A 17,366-nucleotide genomic window follows, 5' to 3' on the forward strand; every position below is an offset into this window, starting at 1 on the left:
TCTAGCTGCGACCGGTAGCCGCATGTCGTTTTCGCAGCAGTACCAGCGTCGGGCGCAGTGGCGCCGACGCATACGCGGTAGGATACCGCGCCGGATGATCTCACCAGAGCTCCGTTGCGAGGCCAAATGAAGAATCTTAGAATTTCCAGGCAGTTGTTTTTGCTCGTCGCCGGCTTGATGGTGGCCTTCTGTGCCGCCTCCTCCCTGCAGATACGCTCCTCGACCAATGCGATCTATCATGAGCGCAACGAGATGCTGCGCACGCAGGTTGAATCCGGCCTGTCCATCATGCAGCAATATTACGACCGCGAGAAATCCGGCGAGTTGACCCGCGAGCAGGCACAGGCGCTGGCATACAAGCAGCTTTCGTCGATCCGCTACGAGCCCAACGGCTATTTTATCGGCTACGACTACGACGTCGTCATGCGCATCACCTACGATACGCCGAAGCTCGGCAAGAGCAGCAAGGGCTCGCCCGACAGCCGCGGCAAGCCTTACCGCGACGAGATCGTAAAGGTTGGTCGCGCCGGCGGTGGCATCGTCGATTTCTATGGCCCGAAGCCCGGCCAGCCGGCCGATGCGCAGTTCCGCAAGGCCGTCTACACCAAGGCATTCGAGCCCTGGCAGGTGGTGGTCGCCACCGGCGTCTATCTTGACGATCTCGACGCGCAGGTTCGCTCCGACGTGCTGAAGGCGCTGTCTGGCGGCCTCGTCGTGCTGCTCTTGGGCGCCGCCGCCGCCTTCTACGTGGTTCGCAGCATTTCCGGCCCGTTGACGCGCATCCACACCGCCCTCCAGGCTGTCGCCGAAGAAAACGTCACGATCGCCATTCCCCACACCGACATGAACAACGAGGTGGGCATGATGGCCAAGGCCACGAAGGCGCTGCAGGAAAAGGTCCGCGAGCGCCACGCCATGTCCGAGCGCGAGGCCGCCCAGCAGATGGCGCTCGACGACGAGCGCGAGAACAACCAGCGCATGCAGCGTGACGAAACCGCGGTGCAGGCCCATGTGGTCTCCACCATCGGCCAGGCGCTCGAGCAGATCGCCCGTGGCGACCTCACGGTTCGCTGCGCCGATCTCGGCCAGAAATATGCCACCCTGCGCGACAACTTCAACGATGCGCTCGGCCATCTCGAGGCCGCCATGTCAAAGGTGTCGGTCAAGGGCGGCGACATCGCCGTCAGCAAGGAAGAGATCCGCCGCGCTTCCAACGAGCTGTCGCAGCGCACCGAGCGCCAGGCCGCAAGCCTGGAAGAGACCTCGGCCGCGCTCGACGAGCTCAGCGTCGCCGTGCGCCAGACCGCCGAAGGCGCGCATGAAGCAAGCCAGCGCGTCCACTCGGTGAGCTCCGAGGCCAACCGCAGCGACGCCGTGGTCACCCAGGCGATCGAGGCTATGGGCGGGATCGAGAAGTCTTCCGAGGAGATCGGCAAGATCATCGGCGTCATCGACGACATCGCCTTCCAGACCAACCTGCTCGCGTTGAACGCCGGTGTCGAAGCCGCGCGCGCCGGCGAAAGCGGCAAGGGCTTCGCTGTCGTCGCCCAGGAAGTCCGCGAGCTGGCCCAGCGCTCGGCGGCCGCCGCCAAGGAGATCAAGGACCAGATCGCCCGCTCCTCCGGCCAGGTCGAACAGGGCGTCCGCTTCGTCGGCGAGGCCGGCGAGGCGCTGAAGCGCATCTCCGACCAGATCAAGGCCGCCAACGACATCGTCTCGAAGATCGCCCACAGCGCCTCCGAGCAGGACACGACGCTGCGCTCGATCACCTCCTCGATCAACCAGCTCGACGCCGCCACCCAGCAGAACGCCGCCATGGCCGAAGAGACCACCGCATCGGCGGAATCGCTCGCCAGCGACACCGACGAACTCCTCAACCTCATCCGCGGCTTCCGCGTCGGCACCCAGGCTGAGTACGGGGCAGCGCAGGCTCGACGCGCGGCGTAAGGCTTTCGGGAAGAGCGATAGATGAAGGCAGCCGCCGGAGCGATCCGGCGGCTGTTTGTGTTTTGCGGGCGCGAGCGTGATCGGTGGTGCGGCTTGGCGTGAGAGCCATTCACGTTGCATTCCTGGAGACGTGCTCAGATCCTCGGCACGAGGCCGAGGATGACGTCGAGAATTTGGAAGCCTTTTGTTTTCAATGGCTTAACGAGGCGTTCCGCACCCGCCGACGTCATGCTCGGGCTCGTCCCGAGTATCTGCTGCCGTGTCGGTTAGCTCGACGTGAATGGACCTTGCGGAGAACAGACTCCCCAGTACACAGCACCGCCGTCAGCTGTTTCCTGCGCTACTTCCGGCTCATCTTCTTCGCAGCGACCAATTCGTCGCCGGCATCTGGTTCGCTATCGGGAACGCCGTCGAGGATGGCGAGCGCCGCGCTCACATCGCCCCGTTCCGCGCGCTTCTTCAAGCTCATGATCGCCCGCCGGTGGCCGATGCCGTCGGCGATGAAGGCGGAAAGCAGCTGGTTCAGCGATACATTGTCCTCCGCCGCCGCGCGCTTGGCTTCTTCCATCACATGATCGGCTATTCTGAGAGGATAGGTGCTCATGTCTCTTGTCTCCTTTGCGCGATGAAATTTCCAGCGCTCATGACTGACATGCCAAAGGCGCTCACTGCGGGATGCCGGAAATGGCGGTCGTTGCTGATGATCAGGGTGGCTCCGGCTGCCAGGGCGCACTCGATGTAGATGTCGTCCTTCGGGTCGGCGAGGAACGGCCTGAAGTGAAACCACGGCGAGACGGGCTCGGCCTTGCTGACCACCGCATCGAGCACGATGTCGATCTTGCTCTCGTTGAGCCAGGGAGCCTTGCCGAGAATGCCCGGCCGCTTCAGCACATCTTCATACTCCAGCGCCACCGCCGGCGACAAAGCGAAGGCGACACCACCAGTAAGCATCTCGCGCACAAGCTGATGCGAGGCGCCTTTCGAGGATCGCAAAGCCGAAACCATGACATTAGCATCAACGACGATCATGGCGGTTATATGATATCGCATGTGATATCATGTCAAGACATGCCGATCTCGCCATTCAGCGGCCTCAACGCTTGTGCCCAGCCCCGCAACATGATCATGAAAACCCAAACGCTACCCGTCGCCATTCGAAAGCCCCACCATGCAGACCACCGAGCCCAGCGCGACATGACCACGCTTGCAGCCTATGCAGGCCTCTTCGCCATCTCGCTGATCGCGGCCACCATCCTGCCCGCGCAGTCGGAGGCGGGGCTCGTCGCGCTCATTCTATCCGGGCAATATTCCACGCTGCTGCTCGTCATCGTCGCCAGCGTCGGCAACATCCTCGGTTCGCTGGTCAACTGGCTGCTCGGCATCGGCATCGAGCGTTTTCGCCACAGGCGGTGGTTTCCGGTGGGGGAGGTGGCGCTCGATCGGGCGCAGCGCTGGTATCGGCGGTATGGGAAATGGTCGTTGCTGGCAAGCTGGCTGCCTGTCGTCGGCGATCCCATCACCGTCGTCGCCGGCGTCATGCGTGAGCCGCTGCCGGTCTTTCTGCTTTTCGTGACGATCGCCAAGACCGCGCGTTACGCGGTCCTGGCGGTGATCACCTTGGGCATCATCGGCTGAAAGGGATCAGCCGGCGATCTTCGAGAAGTCGGCGACGGTGCCGGTGGCTTCGCGGATGAGGCGCAGCAGCGCCAGGCGGTTGGCGCGGATCGCGGCGTCCTCGTCGTTGACGAGCACGTCGGTGAAGAAGCGGTCGACAGGCGCGCGCAGCGTCGAGAGAGCGGCCATCGCCGAGCGGAAGTCTTCCTTCTCGATCGCGCCGGATGCCTCGGCCGAAACCGTCTTGATCGCCGCGAAAAGCTCCGTCTCGGCGTCGAGCTTCAGGAGCGCCTCGGAGACGCCGTCGGCGACCACGGTACCCTTCTTCTCTTCCGCGGCCAGCAGTTGCACGGCGCGCTTGGTGCCGGCGAGCAGGTTCTTGCCGTCCTCGGAGCTGACGAAGGCCGTGAGAGCCTCGACGCGGCGGGCGACCATACGAAGATCGTCGGTCTCGGGCGTCAGCACCGCGTCGATCAGGTCGTGGCGGGCGCCCTGGTCGCGCAGATAGACCTTCAGGCGGTCATGGAAGAAGGATAGCAGGTCGAGCTGGCGCGACATGTCGTCGGCGGCAACGGTGTTGCCGATATCCATGTCGATGCGCGCCATGTGGCTGACGATGCGCGGAAGCAGCGTCAAATGCACGCCGCGCTCAAGGATGATGCGGATGACGCCGAGCGCGGCGCGGCGCAGCGCGAAGGGGTCCTTGGAGCCCGTCGGCTTCTCGTCGACGGCCCAGAAGCCGATCAGCGTGTCGAGCTTGTCGGCGAGCGCCACCGTGATCGCCACCTTGTCCTGCGGCAGCTGGTCGGATGGGCCCTGCGGCTTGTAGTGCTCCTCGATCGCGGTCGAGACCACGGCCTCTTCGCCCTGCAGAACGGCATACTTGCGGCCCATTACGCCCTGCAGCTCGGGGAACTCGCCGACGGCCTCGGTGCGCAGATCCGCCTTGGCGAGAACCACGGCGCGATCGACCAGCTTGTAGTCGGCGCCGGCGGGGAAGGCGACCTTGGCGGCCATGGCGCGGATGCGCTCCACGCGCTCGCCCTGCGTGCCGAGCTTGGCATGGAAGGTGACGTTCAACGCATCGAGCTTGGCCATGCGCTGGTCGAGCGGCTTTTTGAGGTCGAGGCTGAACTTCTTGGCCGAAGCCTCCAGCGTTTCCAGATCCGGCAGATCACCCTGGTCGCGCTTCCAGAAGTGCAGCGCGTCGGAAAGACGGGCGCGCACGACCTTGCCGTTGCCGTGGATGATTTCCTTGCCGCCATCCGTCGCTTCGATGTTCGATACGAGGATGAAATTGTTCGAAAGCGTCTCTTCGCCCGGTTTGCGGGTGACGAAGCACTTCTGGTTGGTCTTGATCGTCAGCCGGATGATCTCGGACGGGATCGAGAGATAGGCTTCCTCGAAGCTGCCCATCAGCACCTGCGGCCATTCGACAAGACCGGAGACCTCTTCCAGCAGGCCTTCGTCCTCGACCAGTTCGAGGCCGTTGGCGAAGGCGACGTCGCGGGCGTCGTGCACGATGATATCCTTGCGGCGCTCGGCATCGAGAATGACCTTGGCCTTCTCAAGGCTCGCGACATAATCGTCGAAGCGCTTGACGGTGATCGCCTCGGGCGCATGGAAGCGGTGGCCGTAGGTGACGTTGGAGGCAACGATGCCGGAGATTTCGAACGGAATGACCGTCGTTTCCTCATGCTCGGTGCCAAACAGGCAGACGATCGACTGCAGCGGCCGCACCCAGCGCAGCGAACCCGGCTGCGACGAGGCCTTGCCCCAGCGCATCGGCTTCGGCCAGGGGAAATCGCGAATGATACCGGGCATCACCTCGGCAACGATCTCCTCGGCGCTGCGGCCGGTCTTGGAGATGATCGCGACGTAGAAATCGCCCTTCTTCGGGTCGCTCTGCACCTGCGCCTCGGAAATCGAGGACAGCCCGGCCGCGCGAAGAAAACCTTCGATCGCCTTTTCGTTGGCGTCGGTGCGCGGTCCCTTGCGTTCCTCGCGCACATCGGCGGAGCGGGCGGTCAGCCCGCGAATGTCGAGTGTCAGGCGGCGCGGCGTCCAGTATTCCCGCGCCCCCTCATAGGAAAGTCCCGCCTCGACGAGCGCGTCGGTCACAAGCTTCCTCAGATCGCCAGCAGCCTTGCGCTGCAGGCGGGCCGGGATCTCTTCGGAGCGGAGTTCTAACAGCAGATCGGGCATGTCACTTTCCTTGCCTCCACGGGGAAGGCGCTACCTTGCGGGTCTGAAAACGGTCGCCTCTGCTAGCAAAGAATGGCGCAGGTTTACAAGCTGCAAAAGCGGGATGCAGCGGGCGGGGAGGGGATTTGGGTAGCCGGAGTGTCTTTCGGCAGCCTTAGATGTTCAGAAATAGGTTTTTCATCCGGTCGACTATCAATGTCGTCTATCGGCCGGCCCATTGCGGTCATTGACGAATTGATCCTGACATCTGCGGCCATGATGAAATTGCACGAGGAGACACATTCCGAAATCGAAATGGCTCACCTCCTCCTAAAAGCTAAAGTGTTGAGACTGTTTGCAAACGTCGCTGTTGCGCCAAGCCTTTGATATTTATTGCCATCCAGCATCTTGTCAGAATATCTACTCAACCAAGGCAGTAAGGTTCCCACGTCCTGAGAAGAAATGCGGTCCTTCGTGATGGACATTTGCATCGATGATATTGAGACGGAGCTGTCAAAAAAGCGAGCAATGTTTGCGGACGTTATTTGTCGCACACTCGACGGATCATCGAGATTCACAAACGCCGCCATGATCGGATATTGACTCGGCGAAAGTTGAATTGATTCACTCGTCGCCTTTTTGAGCCACGCTGCTTTCTCGACCGGCAGCAACTTTTCATTGGTCCTGAACAAATCCAAAGCCGATGGCATGTTCTCCAGAAGAACAAAAAGGTACTTACCCGGTAGAATCTCAACCACCATCGCCTCACCGCGCAGACCGCGTCGGGCGCCAGCGGCTTCAGAAGGAACCAGAAATCCCCCTGTAAGCGTTAAGCTTTCGCCGACGACAGTCTCGAAACGACGGTCCCCGTCCGGCGTCCTGAGCACCAGCGTAATCCGATCGTTCCAACGCCAGGTTGTGAGACTCGAATACGCCCATACGCCTACTAGACCGAGAAGCGCGAGCATACAGCCGATTGCATATTTGAGGCTCTTACCCAATGAAAACCATTCCTTCTCGATTGATGATAGAATTATCCTCATCCAATGCAAATTTATCATCTCGATCTGTAAACAGTTGCATCAACAAGTATACTCAACTTGCCCTTAACAGCATTTACGGCGCGGCTGCCAAAATACCTGCTGCGTCCGAAATTGGCGCCAAGCATCCCAGCCTTGGGTCGATGACACTCCAACACGCCCCATTTCCGCTGTGGAAACCCATCTCCATCCTTGCCTTGCCGCTTTTCGCCGCTATGGTCCGCCACCTCAATTGAAACGCAGGAACCATCATGGCCGCTGATATCCGCATGCTCTCCGCAGTCATCTCCTCCGAGATCAATGCCCGGCCAGAGCAGGCCAAGGCCGCGATCGAGTTGCTGGATGAGGGCGCGACCGTGCCGTTCATCGCGCGTTACCGCAAGGAAGTGACCGGCGGGCTGGATGATACGCAGCTGCGCGATCTCTCCGAACGCCTCGTCTATCTGCGCGAGCTGGAAGCCCGCCGTGATACGATCGTGGAATCGATCTCCGGCCAGGGCAAGATGAGCGACGAGCTGATGGCAAAGCTCAAGGGTGCCGCCACCAAGGCCGAGCTCGAGGATCTCTATCTGCCCTACAAGCCGAAGCGCCGCACCCGCGCCGAGATCGCCCGTGAGCGCGGCCTCGGTCCGCTCGCCGAAGCGATCCTCGCCGACCGCGCCAAGGAGCCGGCAACGCTGGCCGAAGCCTATATCACCGCTGATGTCCCCGACGTGAAGACGGCGCTGGAAGGCGCCCGCGATATCGTCGCCGAAGGCATTGCCGAAAATGCCGACCTGCTCGGCAAACTACGCGCCCATATGCGCAGCGCCGCGCTCCTCAAGGCCAAGGTGGTCGAGGGAAAGCAGGCGACCGGCGAGAAGTTTTCCGACTATTTCGACCATTCCGAACGCTGGGCAACGGCCCCCGGCCACCGCGCGCTCGCCATGCTGCGCGGCTGGAACGAGGAAGTGCTGACGCTGACGATTGAGGCGGATGCCGAGACAGCCTCGCCGAACAAGCCGGTCGAGCGCATGATCGCTGCCGCCTACGAGATCGGCAACAGCCGCCCGGGCGACCGCTGGCTGATGGAGGTCGCCAGCTGGACGTGGCGCGTCAAGCTCTCCATGTCGCTGTCGCTCGATCTGATGCGCGAGCTGCGCGAACGCGCCGAGGAAGAGGCGATTCACGTCTTTGCCCGCAATCTCAAGGACCTGCTGCTCGCAGCCCCCGCCGGCTCGCGCCCGACCATGGGCCTTGATCCGGGTATCCGTACCGGCGTCAAGGTCGCCGTCACCGATGCCACCGGCAAGGTGGTCGCGACATCGACGGTCTATCCCTTCCAGCCGCGCAACGACGTGCGCGGCGCGCAGATCGAGCTCGCCTCGCTGATCCGCAAGCACAATGTCGAGCTGATCTCGATCGGCAACGGCACCGGCAGCCGCGAAACCGAAAAGCTGGTGGCCGACATGCTGGCCGATCTGCCGGGCGCGAAACCCACCAAGGTCATCGTCTCGGAAGCCGGCGCTTCGGTCTATTCGGCGTCGGCCACCGCCGCTGCCGAATTCCCCAATCTCGACGTGTCGCTGCGCGGCGCCGTCTCCATCGCGCGCCGCCTGCAGGATCCGCTGGCAGAGCTTGTCAAGATCGAGCCGAAGTCGATCGGCGTCGGTCAGTACCAGCACGATGTCGACCAGCAGAAGCTGTCGCGCTCGCTCGATGCAGTGGTCGAAGACGCGGTGAATGCCGTCGGCGTCGATCTCAACATGGCCTCTGTGCCGCTGCTCGCCCGTGTCTCCGGCCTCGGCACCTCGATCGCCGAAGCCATCGTCAGGCATCGCGACGAGACCGGGCGCTTCGAGACCCGCCGCGATTTGCTCAAGGTCGCCCGCCTCGGCCAGCGCACCTTCGAGCAGTGCGCCGGCTTCCTGCGCATCCGCGACGGCAAGGAGCCGCTCGATGCCTCCTCGGTCCACCCGGAAGCCTATGGCGTCGCCAAGAAGATCGTCGCCGCCTGCGGCCGTGACCTGCGCACGCTGATGGGCGACAGCGCGGTGCTGAAATCGGTCGATCCGCGCCAGTTCATCGACGACAAGTTCGGCCTTCCGACGGTCAAGGACATCCTGTCCGAACTGGAAAAGCCCGGCCGCGACCCGCGCCCGAGCTTCAAGACTGCGACCTTCGCCGAAGGGATCAACGAGATTTCCGACCTTAAGCCGGGCATGACGCTTGAGGGAACGGTAACCAACGTCGCCGCCTTCGGCGCCTTCGTTGATATCGGCGTCCATCAGGATGGCCTGGTGCACGTCTCGCAGCTTGCCGATCGCTTCGTCAAAGATCCTCACGAAGTTGTGAAAGCCGGCGACGTGGTCAAGGTTCGCGTCGTCGAGGTGGACGCGAAGCGCAAGCGAATCGCCCTTTCCATGCGCAAGGATGATGGCGCTAGCGCTCCTGCGCCGCGCGGCGAAACCCGTTCAAATCCAGCCCCTCGCGGCGGAAACGAGCGGCGTTCGTCGAGCCCCAAGCAGGAGAGCCAGGGGGCATTCGGCGCAGCACTCGCCGAGGCCATGAAGCGAAAATAAGGGTTTACGGATAAGCATTGCAGAAATGTCACACTTCGGCAGCCTTGTTGCCGAAGTGCCAAATACGGCGCTTGTAAGGCAGACCAGACGGCCTAAGTTGACTGGATTCCTGTCACATTGCGAGGCCTTACTTATGGCGTCGGCTTTCTTATCGATTGTCCAAAAAATCATCCGCAAGGGTAACCTTAAGCTCACACTCGCCAATGGCGAGACACACACCATCGGGGACGGCACCGGAGATCTCGTTGCCGCCCGCGTTGCCGACGAGGAGGCGGAGCGACTGATCCGCCGAGACCCCACCCTCAAGCTCGGCGAAATGTACATGGATGGCCGGTTCATTCTGGAACAAGGCAACATCTACGATTTCCTGGCCCTGGTGAAACAGAACACCACCAACGAAATCTTCGATATCCCGATGGCGGCCCTCCTGATCGGCCGCATCGCCCTGCAGCAGCTGAAGAGCCGTCTGCCCGTCAATCACAACAAGCGCAACGTTGCCCATCATTACGATCTGTCGGAAAAGCTGTTCGAGCTCTTTCTCGATGAGGACTGGCAATATTCCTGTGCCTATTACAATCCGCCCGGCATCAGCCTGGAGGAGGCGCAGGTCGCCAAGAAGCGCCACATCGCCGCCAAGCTTCTGCTTCAGCCCAACCAGCGCGCGCTGGAAATCGGCTCCGGCTGGGGCGGCATGGGGATGTATCTGACGGAGTCCACGCCGGGGCTCGATCTCACCGGCATCACGCTCAGCGAAGAGCAGCTGAAGATCTCCCGCGAGCGGGCGCAAAAGCGCGGTCTCAGCGACCGGCTGCGCTTCGAGCTGCAGGACTACCGCACGATGAAGGGCCAGAAGTTCGACCGCATCGTCTCCGTCGGCATGTTCGAGCATGTCGGCATCGGCAATTTCGGCAACTTCTTCCGCAAGGTGCATGAGCTGCTGGCGGACGACGGCGTCATGGTGCTGCATTCGATCGCCCGTCCGAAGCCGAGCTTCGGCACCAACGCCTTCATCGAGAAGTATATCTTCCCGCAGGGCTATATCCCCTCGATCGGCGAAACGCTGCCGGCCATCGAAAAGGCGAACCTTCTGGTCCGCGACGTCGAGGTCCTGCCGCTGCACTATGCCTACACGCTGCGCCATTGGCGCGAGCGTTTCGTGGCGCGCAAGGCCGAAGCCGTGGCGCTTTATGACGAACGCTTCTTCCGCATGTGGGAGTTCTATCTGGCCGGCTCCGAAATGGGCTTCCGCTGGGACGAACTCTTCATCATGCAGATCCAGATTTCCAAGAACCAGTATTCCACCCCTGATAATCGCGACTATATCGCCGCGAACGAGGCGAAGCTGAAGGAATTCGAGGCAACGCGTCCGCCGCTCGAAAAGGTCATTCTCTGACTTGACGAAAAGGCGCGGCGACACCCGCGCCTTTTTTGTTTCCGCTGTTTCATTTTGAAAGGGTTGCGAGATGAGCAGTGCCTACCCCGAGATTACGCTGGTGCGCCACGGCGAGACCGAATGGAGCCTGTCCGGCCGCCACACCGGCCGCAGCGATATCCCTTTGACCGAAAACGGCGAAGCCGCCGCCAGCCGCCTCGGCCCGCGCCTTGAAGGCCTGACCGTCTCCGAAGTCTGGTCGAGCCCGTCTGAGCGCGCCCGCAACACCTGCCGCCTTGCCGGCTTCGGCGAGCGGATGGTCGTGAAGGACGACCTCGCCGAATGGGACTACGGCGCCTACGAGGGCGTGACGACCAAGGAAATCCTGGCCAACCGCCCCGGCTGGCAACTCTTCCGCGACGGCTGCCCCGATGGCGAGACCACCGCCGACGTCGGCGCCCGCGCCGACCGCATCATCGCCGCGATCCGCTCGGTGAACGCCCCGATCCTGATTTTCTCCTCCTCCCACTTCCTCCGCGTGCTCGCTGCCCGCTGGCTGGGGCTGCCGCCGGAGGGCGGGGCACATTTCGTGCTGGATACGACGAGCATCAGCGTGCTGGGGTATGAGCATGATTTGACGGAGCCGGTGATCCGGCGGTGGAATGGGTAGGGTGCGGCGTAAGCCCCACCATCCCCGCTTGACCCCACATCCCCCACGTCGCTAGATGACCGCATGCAACAGATCGACGGAATCAACGGGCGCGTTGCGGATGCGCCGTCCAACAACTGGGTTTACCGGGTGCTGCCGCCATGGCTCTGGCCGTATGCGCAGCTGGCGCGCTGGGATAGGCCGATCGGCTGGCAGCTTCTGCTGTGGCCGTGCTTCTGGTCGGCGGCGATGGCGGCCAATGCGGCGGCTCATGTCGGCCTCTTTTCCGGCGGTCAGCTGATCTGGCATCTGGTGCTCTATTTCATCGGTTCCGTCGCCATGCGCGGTGCCGGCTGCACCTATAACGATCTCGTGGATCACAAGATCGATATGGAAGTCGCGCGCACCCGCTCGCGCCCGCTGCCGTCTGGCCGCGTCACCCGCATGCAGGCGAAGATCTTCATCCTGCTTCAGGCGCTGGTCGGCCTGATTGTAGTGCTTCAGCTCAACTGGTTCTCCGTCATCCTCGGCGTTGCGTCGCTCGCGATCGTCGCGCTTTATCCCTTCGCCAAGCGCTTCACCGATTGGCCGCAGTTCTTCCTCGGGCTTGCCTTCTCCTGGGGCGCGCTGATGGGCTGGGCCGCGATCTTCGGCAGTCTGTCGCTGGCGCCGGTCCTGCTCTACATCGGCGCGGTCGTCTGGACGATCGGCTACGACACCATCTACGCCCACCAGGACAAGGAAGACGATGAGCTGATCGGCGTCCGCTCGACCGCGCGCCTCTTCGGCGACAACACCAAGCAATGGCTGGTCGGTCTCTATGGCCTGATGCTGATCCTCACCTTCGCAGCCTTCCTGCTCGCAGGCGTCGGCATCATCGCCTATCTCGGCCTATTGATCGCAGCCGGCATGTTCGCCTGGCAGATCATCACGCTCGATATCAACGATGCCGATCAGTGCCTGGCGCTGTTCAAGTCGAACAACCGCGTCGGCATGATCATCTTCGCAGGTCTGTTCCTGTCGCTGCTGTTCGTGCTGCCGTAGGTCGATAACAAGCCTACGGAACGTGCTGCATGATGATTTGCGTGTGCAGCATTGGCGCATCGGCGCCGAAATAGGTGTCGAGTACCGTAAGGAAATCGTCGGACAGATAGAAATCCGTCAAGGCGCGATCGGCGAGCAGCCTAAAATCGGCATCGTTTCGGGGCAGGGCGATCGCATAGGGCTCATGCGTGAACAGCCGGTTGCCGACCTCGAGCAAGGATGGATCGCGCGCCCGGGTGGCGAGGCTCGTGAGAAGCACCTGATCGCCGATATAGGCGTCGATCTTGCGATCCTCCAGCGCCTTTAGCCCCTCTTCATGCGTGTTGAAATCGGCTATCGTGGTCGTCGATGCCTGACCCTTCATGGCTTCGTGTAGTGCCGCCCCCGTCGTCGAGTTCGCCCGCGCGCCGATAACGCTCGCCGACGCGGCCCGCTGGCTGACGGCGCTCACGGCCGGCTTGTCGAAAAAGAACGATTGCAGGTAGTCGGGCGAATCCTTGCGAAGCAGAGCGCTTGCACCGGTCAAAAAGATCGGCTGCGAGAAATCGACGATCTCCCGCCGCTCAAGATTGACGGTGATCGCGCCGCAAAGCAGATCGACCTCACCATCCTTCACGGCATCGAAGCCATTGGCGAGCGTCTTCTGCACATATTCGCGTTTCAACTCCGGCACCTGATGCTCGATGTCATCGGCGATCCTGTTGCAGAGGTCGATCGCATAACCCGTCGGCTCTGCCCCGGCCTTGGCCACGGAGAAGGGCGCTTCGTCGTCGATATAGCCGATCCGCACAGTCCCGCGCTCGATGATGCCGTCGAGCGTCGCGGCACTTGCCGTCAGGGCTGAAAGGGAAAAGGCGATAATCGCCAGCGGGAGCCGTCTCATGCACTTTGTTGCCACCGGCATGACGCTCATCTCCGAAAGACGGTTGCGATCTCAAAGCTATGCACGCAGCTTATGGCCAGCCGGCCATTTGTCAACCGAGGCCGTCTGTCGTCTTCTGCGATCATTAGCTGTTGGCAGCGCGTTCCGCGTTAAGTTCGCGCAGGAATGCAACGGCGTCGATTTCTTCCGGTTCGCCGCTCGCTTTGCCAGAAGCGTATTCGCGTTTCAGCTCGTCGAGCCAACGAGCGCGGCGTTCATTGACGGCAGAAATGGTGTCATCAGATGGCATCTGAATCCCCCTCAAGGATGCGAAGACGCTATCATTGTTTGATAATCGGGCCAAATGAAACCATAAGATCGCATGCCGAGGTCCAAAAACGAAAAACCCGGCACGCTGGCCGGGTCTTTCCGTTTGATCTTTTGCATCAGCCCTTAGCTGCGGGCGATGATTTCCTTGCCTTCGATCTTCATGGCGACGCCGAGCGTGCCGGTCGAGCGGCGCACGAGGAAGCGCGGGCGACGGTTGGCGAAGTAGGAGTGGCGGCGGCGCGGCTTCAGGTGGCTGGTGCGCAGTTCGCCGAGATGTTCTTCCAGCGGGCGGGCGATGCCGTCGGCCTCGACCATCAGCATGGGAATACGGAAGGCTTCCGACCAGCCGCGCCAGTCGGCGGCGATGTCGGCGAGATCATGCGCGACCAGAAGCGGCACGCAAAGATCGGGATCTTCGTGATGCAGTTCGAGCGTGACGGTCACTTCGCCATTGCCATGGTCGATGGCGCGGGCTGCGACGCCCTTGAAGGCGCGCTTCGGCAGCGCGATGGAGAGCGGCAGGCCGCTGGAAGGCAGGATCTTGCGCAGGATGGCGCCGCGTTCGTCGATCGTTATGCTGACGTCGGTTGTGGAGTCGTGGATGGCGTAGCTCACCTGCTGCGGAAAGCGCGACGGATCAAGACGAAGTGTCGCTCCAGCCCATGCGGGCTTCATAACCGTATTGTTCATGTTCATTCTCACCCTTGTCTTACCTGAGAGCCGGTTTCCGGTCTTCTCCTCGGGACTTTTCGTCCTCTGTGGCTGACAATAGGCGCCGGCTGTTCGAGACAGCTTAAAAATCGCGGTTAAGAAGACCTTGCCTCCCTGGATGGTTATCAAAACCAAACGTGGCAGGGTTTCCGAGAGGTGAACGACCGGCTGTGCCAGGTCGCGACATCCCGCGGGTAAGTCTCGGGTAAGCTTTTCATAGCAAAATGGGGCGGAAACCGTCTGTCATTCATTCAAGACTTTGCCGGAATAGAACGCTCATGATCTCCGCTTCGATGGCCTATACGATATTGTCGGGCGACATGCAGAAGAGCCTTGACCGCGTCGCTTCGCAGACGACGGTGAAGCGCGAAGCCCAGTATTACGAAGAAAACATCAACAAAGTCAAAGATGTAGATGATTTCCTCGGCAATTATAAGCTCTACAGCTATGCGATGAAGGCCTATGGCCTTGAGGATATGACCTACGCCAAGGCCTTCATGAAGAAGGTTCTGGAGAGCGACCTGACGGACGCCAACAGCTTCGCCAACAAGCTGTCGGACAGCCGCTACAAGGAGTTTGCCTCCGCCTTCAACTTCGGCACGACGGCGACGGACCCTCAGAGCGATGCCCAAGAAACCGATATGCTGGGGCTCTACACCCAGTCCTATGCGGATGAAGGCGCCAACGCTGCCACGGAATCGAACTATTACAGCACAGCGATCGACAGGGTACAGAGCGTCACCGGCTTAACGTCGAACGCCCGCCTTCGCACCTATGTGCTCAGCGCTTTCGGAATCGATCCGACCTACGTCTCAAATGACTATCTCAGTAAGGTGCTGACCAGCGACGTCAACGATCCCGATAGCTTCGTCAACACCACCGGCAACGCCAAGTACAAGGCGCTTGCCGCCCAGTTCAGCTTCAACGCGGATGGTACGGTCAACGGCACGGCGCAGACCGCCGATCAGAAGAACGCGGTCGTCGAGCAGTACAATCTCACCGTCCCGTCGATCGTCACGACCAAGGCGGCCGAGTACAACAGGGCCTATTACGACGCCAATATCGGCTCGATCACCAGTGTCGATCAGCTGATATCCGACAAGCGCCTGACCTCCTACATCAAGGCTGCCTATGGCACCGGCGCGGATTTCAGCGATGCCGGCCTGAAGCGGGTGCTGACCGATTCAAGCTATGCCAGCATGCTGGGATTTGACGCGATCACCGCCGCCTTCAATTTCAACAGCGATGGCACCGTCGACACGACGAAGGCGGGATACGCCGCGCAGACATCGGCCCAGATCGGCGCGACGGCAACGGCTGCCAACAACATTTCGAGCGCTTACGCAACCAAGATCGCCGACATCACGACGGTCGATGAATTGATCGCCGATACCAAGATGACATCCTACATCAAGGATGCCTATGGCATTTCGCAAAGCCTGAGCGACGCGGATCTGAGAAGCGTTCTGACCGATTCCAGCTACGCCGGCCTGCTCGGCCTTCAGGACGTGCACGACGCCTTCAACTTCCAGGCCGACGGCAGCGTGACGTCTGACGGCGCGCAGACCATCAGCCAGACGCGCCTTGCGGGCTATAGCGCGAACGACAATCTCAACTATTACCGCAGCAAGATCAGCACGCTTTCCAATGTCGACGACCTGATTGCGGACACGAAGCTCACAAGCTTCATCAAGAGCACCTATTCGCTGCCATCGACGATCAACGATGCCGATCTGAAGAGTATCCTGACCGACTCGAGCTTCGCCGCCTCAAGCGGTTTCAGCAACGTCAAAGAGGCCTTCAATTTCGCCGCCGACGGCTCCGCCGCCGCGATGTCGGGTCCGCAGAGCACCCAGCAGACGACGAGCGTCGATACGCTCTATTCGGCCCATTACGCTGATGAGCAGCAGGCCGAGATCGACAGCTCCGTTGCCAACTACAAGGCACGGATGGCCGATGACAAGGTCACCAATGTCACCGATTTCCTGAGGACAAACCTCACGGCCGATACCGATCGCAGCAACGACAGTCTTCCTGATCTCTACCAGATGGCGCTTCGCTCCTACGGGCTGACGGAGCAGGACGTGCCGCGCAGCATGATGCGCACGCTGCTGCAAAGCGATCCCTACGACCCCAAGGGCTACGTCGCCTCGCTGAAGGATGAACGCATCACCAACATGGTGCGCGCGTTCAATTTCGACACGGACGGCAAGGCCACCTCGGAAGTGCAGGCTGTATCGACGGCCGTGCTTGCGAAATATGGCACGACCTACAAGTCGCTCGCCACGCTCGGCATGGCATCCGGTCCCTTGAGAGACAAGGCATCCAAGGACGCTACCACCGAGGTCGATGATTTCGCCAAGAAGATCGTCACCGTGAAGTCGCTTGACGACTTCCTCGATGACAGCACGCTGACCGATTTCGTCCTGAAGGCAAACGGCCTGGAGCCGAAGGACTACGACAAGGCGACCCTGAAGAAGATTTTCACCTCGGATACGACGGACGCCAACAGCTATCTGAACAAGACGGCGCCGACGAAATTCAAGGAAATCGTCGCCGACTTCAACTTCGACACATCAGGCAACCTGACCCGTTCGAAGATTGGCGCCATCCAGAACGTCGGCGCCGAGGAGCGGACGCAGCAGGGCTACCTGCAGATGACGCTCGAAACCCAACAGGGCGAGAGCAATGACGGCGTGCGCCTCGCGCTTTACTTCGCCCGCAAGGCGCCGAGCATAACGTCCATCTATTCGCTGATCGGCGATCAGGCGCTGTTCCAGGTCATCACCACCGCCTACAGCCTGCCGACGAGCATGTCGAACATGGATGTCGACAAGCAGGCCACGCTCTTGAAGAAGTTCATCGACGTCAGCGATTTCCAGGACCCGGAAAAGGTCGACAAGCTGATGCGCCGATTCACCGCCATGTACGACCTGAAGAACAACACTCAGACATCGCCGGCGCTGACAATCATGAGCTCCTACGCCTCGAACGCGGCGAGCATCAACAGCAACAGCAGGCGTTAAGCGCTGTCGTTACGGTGAGGTGAGAA

Annotated in this window: 14 protein-coding genes; 7 read left to right on the plus strand and 7 right to left on the minus strand. The window is 61.3% G+C overall.

All coding sequences use genetic code 11. The annotated features are described in order from the left end of the window. Positions 1–126 precede the first annotated feature (126 nt). On the plus strand, positions 127–1,947 hold the full coding sequence (locus ACODTZ_RS23795) for a methyl-accepting chemotaxis protein (protein WP_489028598.1): 1,821 nt from the start codon (positions 127–129) through the stop codon (positions 1,945–1,947). Between the two features lie 340 nt (positions 1,948–2,287). On the opposite strand, the gene ACODTZ_RS23800 is transcribed toward ACODTZ_RS23795, so the two are convergent. Continuing rightward, positions 2,288–2,551 carry a hypothetical protein gene (locus tag ACODTZ_RS23800; RefSeq protein ID WP_289728805.1) on the minus strand — a complete coding sequence of 88 codons (264 nt, stop codon included), beginning with the start codon at positions 2,549–2,551 and terminating at the stop codon, positions 2,288–2,290. Further along, positions 2,548–2,997: a putative toxin-antitoxin system toxin component, PIN family gene (locus tag ACODTZ_RS23805; RefSeq protein WP_489028600.1), complete on the minus strand. Its 450-nt coding sequence runs from the start codon at positions 2,995–2,997 to the stop codon at positions 2,548–2,550. Before ACODTZ_RS23805 ends, ACODTZ_RS23800 begins: the two co-directional genes overlap by 4 nt. A gap of 144 nt (positions 2,998–3,141) precedes the next feature. Here ACODTZ_RS23805 and ACODTZ_RS23810 point away from each other — a divergent pair, with 144 nt between their 5' ends. Further along, positions 3,142–3,582: a YqaA family protein gene (locus ACODTZ_RS23810; protein WP_489028602.1), complete on the plus strand. Its 441-nt coding sequence runs from the start codon at positions 3,142–3,144 to the stop codon at positions 3,580–3,582. A 6-nt stretch (positions 3,583–3,588) separates the two neighbouring features. Here the strand turns inward: ACODTZ_RS23810 and glyS are convergent, their stop codons facing one another. Further along, positions 3,589–5,766 carry a glycine--tRNA ligase subunit beta gene (glyS, locus tag ACODTZ_RS23815; protein ID WP_489028604.1) on the minus strand — a complete coding sequence of 726 codons (2,178 nt, stop codon included), beginning with the start codon at positions 5,764–5,766 and terminating at the stop codon, positions 3,589–3,591. Positions 5,767–6,065: 299 nt separating this feature from the next. Further along, entirely contained in the window at positions 6,066–6,746 is a 681-nt protein-coding gene (locus ACODTZ_RS23820) for a hypothetical protein (RefSeq protein WP_489028606.1), read from the minus strand. 290 nt (positions 6,747–7,036) lie between these two features. Here ACODTZ_RS23820 and ACODTZ_RS23825 point away from each other — a divergent pair, with 290 nt between their 5' ends. The 4 genes from ACODTZ_RS23825 (at position 7,037) to ubiA (ending at position 12,411) form a co-directional block, all read left to right on the plus strand. Beyond that, complete coding sequence (locus ACODTZ_RS23825) at positions 7,037–9,346, plus strand: Tex family protein (RefSeq protein WP_489028608.1); 2,310 nt, start codon at positions 7,037–7,039, stop codon at positions 9,344–9,346. 133 nt (positions 9,347–9,479) lie between these two features. Next, positions 9,480–10,739, plus strand: coding sequence for a cyclopropane fatty acid synthase (locus ACODTZ_RS23830; RefSeq protein ID WP_489028610.1), 1,260 nt, complete (start codon positions 9,480–9,482; stop codon positions 10,737–10,739). 70 nt (positions 10,740–10,809) lie between these two features. Further along, positions 10,810–11,388: a histidine phosphatase family protein gene (locus ACODTZ_RS23835; protein WP_489028612.1), complete on the plus strand. Its 579-nt coding sequence runs from the start codon at positions 10,810–10,812 to the stop codon at positions 11,386–11,388. 63 nt (positions 11,389–11,451) lie between these two features. Continuing rightward, on the plus strand, positions 11,452–12,411 hold the full coding sequence (gene ubiA, locus ACODTZ_RS23840) for a 4-hydroxybenzoate octaprenyltransferase (protein ID WP_489028614.1): 960 nt from the start codon (positions 11,452–11,454) through the stop codon (positions 12,409–12,411). Between the two features lie 13 nt (positions 12,412–12,424). Here ubiA and ACODTZ_RS23845 read toward each other — a convergent pair whose 3' ends face one another. The 3 genes from ACODTZ_RS23845 to ACODTZ_RS23855 all read right to left on the minus strand — a co-directional run bounded on the left by ACODTZ_RS23845 (position 12,425) and on the right by ACODTZ_RS23855 (position 14,293). Then, positions 12,425–13,294, minus strand: a complete 870-nt coding sequence (locus ACODTZ_RS23845; protein WP_489028616.1) for an amino acid ABC transporter substrate-binding protein — start codon at positions 13,292–13,294, stop codon at positions 12,425–12,427. 124 nt (positions 13,295–13,418) lie between these two features. Next, positions 13,419–13,583 (minus strand): hypothetical protein, encoded by a 165-nt coding sequence (locus tag ACODTZ_RS23850; RefSeq protein ID WP_489028618.1) that lies wholly within the window; start codon positions 13,581–13,583, stop codon positions 13,419–13,421. 143 nt (positions 13,584–13,726) lie between these two features. Then, on the minus strand, positions 13,727–14,293 hold the full coding sequence (locus ACODTZ_RS23855; RefSeq protein WP_047508453.1) for a DUF6101 family protein: 567 nt from the start codon (positions 14,291–14,293) through the stop codon (positions 13,727–13,729). 299 nt (positions 14,294–14,592) lie between these two features. Here ACODTZ_RS23855 and ACODTZ_RS23860 point away from each other — a divergent pair, with 299 nt between their 5' ends. Next, the gene (locus ACODTZ_RS23860) at positions 14,593–17,340 is read left to right on the plus strand and encodes a DUF1217 domain-containing protein (protein ID WP_489028620.1); all 2,748 of its coding nucleotides are present in this window, start codon (positions 14,593–14,595) and stop codon (positions 17,338–17,340) included. The last annotated feature ends 26 nt before the right edge of the window (positions 17,341–17,366 follow it).

This window comes from Rhizobium sp. FG113 (assembly GCF_057809895.1).

Excerpts from the sequence above, each read along its gene's own strand:
- ubiA (WP_489028614.1), top strand. The coding sequence starts at position 11,452 with ATGCAACAGATCGACGGAATCAACGGGCGCGTTGCGGATGCGCCGTCC.
- ACODTZ_RS23825 (WP_489028608.1), top strand. The coding sequence starts at position 7,037 with ATGGCCGCTGATATCCGCATGCTCTCCGCAGTCATCTCCTCCGAGATC.
- ACODTZ_RS23800 (WP_289728805.1), bottom strand. The coding sequence starts at position 2,551 with ATGAGCACCTATCCTCTCAGAATAGCCGATCATGTGATGGAAGAAGCC.
- ACODTZ_RS23810 (WP_489028602.1), top strand. The coding sequence starts at position 3,142 with ATGACCACGCTTGCAGCCTATGCAGGCCTCTTCGCCATCTCGCTGATC.
- ACODTZ_RS23830 (WP_489028610.1), top strand. The coding sequence starts at position 9,480 with ATGGCGTCGGCTTTCTTATCGATTGTCCAAAAAATCATCCGCAAGGGT.
- ACODTZ_RS23795 (WP_489028598.1), top strand. The coding sequence starts at position 127 with ATGAAGAATCTTAGAATTTCCAGGCAGTTGTTTTTGCTCGTCGCCGGC.
- ACODTZ_RS23855 (WP_047508453.1), bottom strand. The coding sequence starts at position 14,293 with ATGAACAATACGGTTATGAAGCCCGCATGGGCTGGAGCGACACTTCGT.
- ACODTZ_RS23845 (WP_489028616.1), bottom strand. The coding sequence starts at position 13,294 with ATGAGACGGCTCCCGCTGGCGATTATCGCCTTTTCCCTTTCAGCCCTG.
- ACODTZ_RS23860 (WP_489028620.1), top strand. The coding sequence starts at position 14,593 with ATGATCTCCGCTTCGATGGCCTATACGATATTGTCGGGCGACATGCAG.
- ACODTZ_RS23835 (WP_489028612.1), top strand. The coding sequence starts at position 10,810 with ATGAGCAGTGCCTACCCCGAGATTACGCTGGTGCGCCACGGCGAGACC.
- glyS (WP_489028604.1), bottom strand. The coding sequence starts at position 5,766 with ATGCCCGATCTGCTGTTAGAACTCCGCTCCGAAGAGATCCCGGCCCGC.
- ACODTZ_RS23850 (WP_489028618.1), bottom strand. The coding sequence starts at position 13,583 with ATGCCATCTGATGACACCATTTCTGCCGTCAATGAACGCCGCGCTCGT.
- ACODTZ_RS23805 (WP_489028600.1), bottom strand. The coding sequence starts at position 2,997 with ATGCGATATCATATAACCGCCATGATCGTCGTTGATGCTAATGTCATG.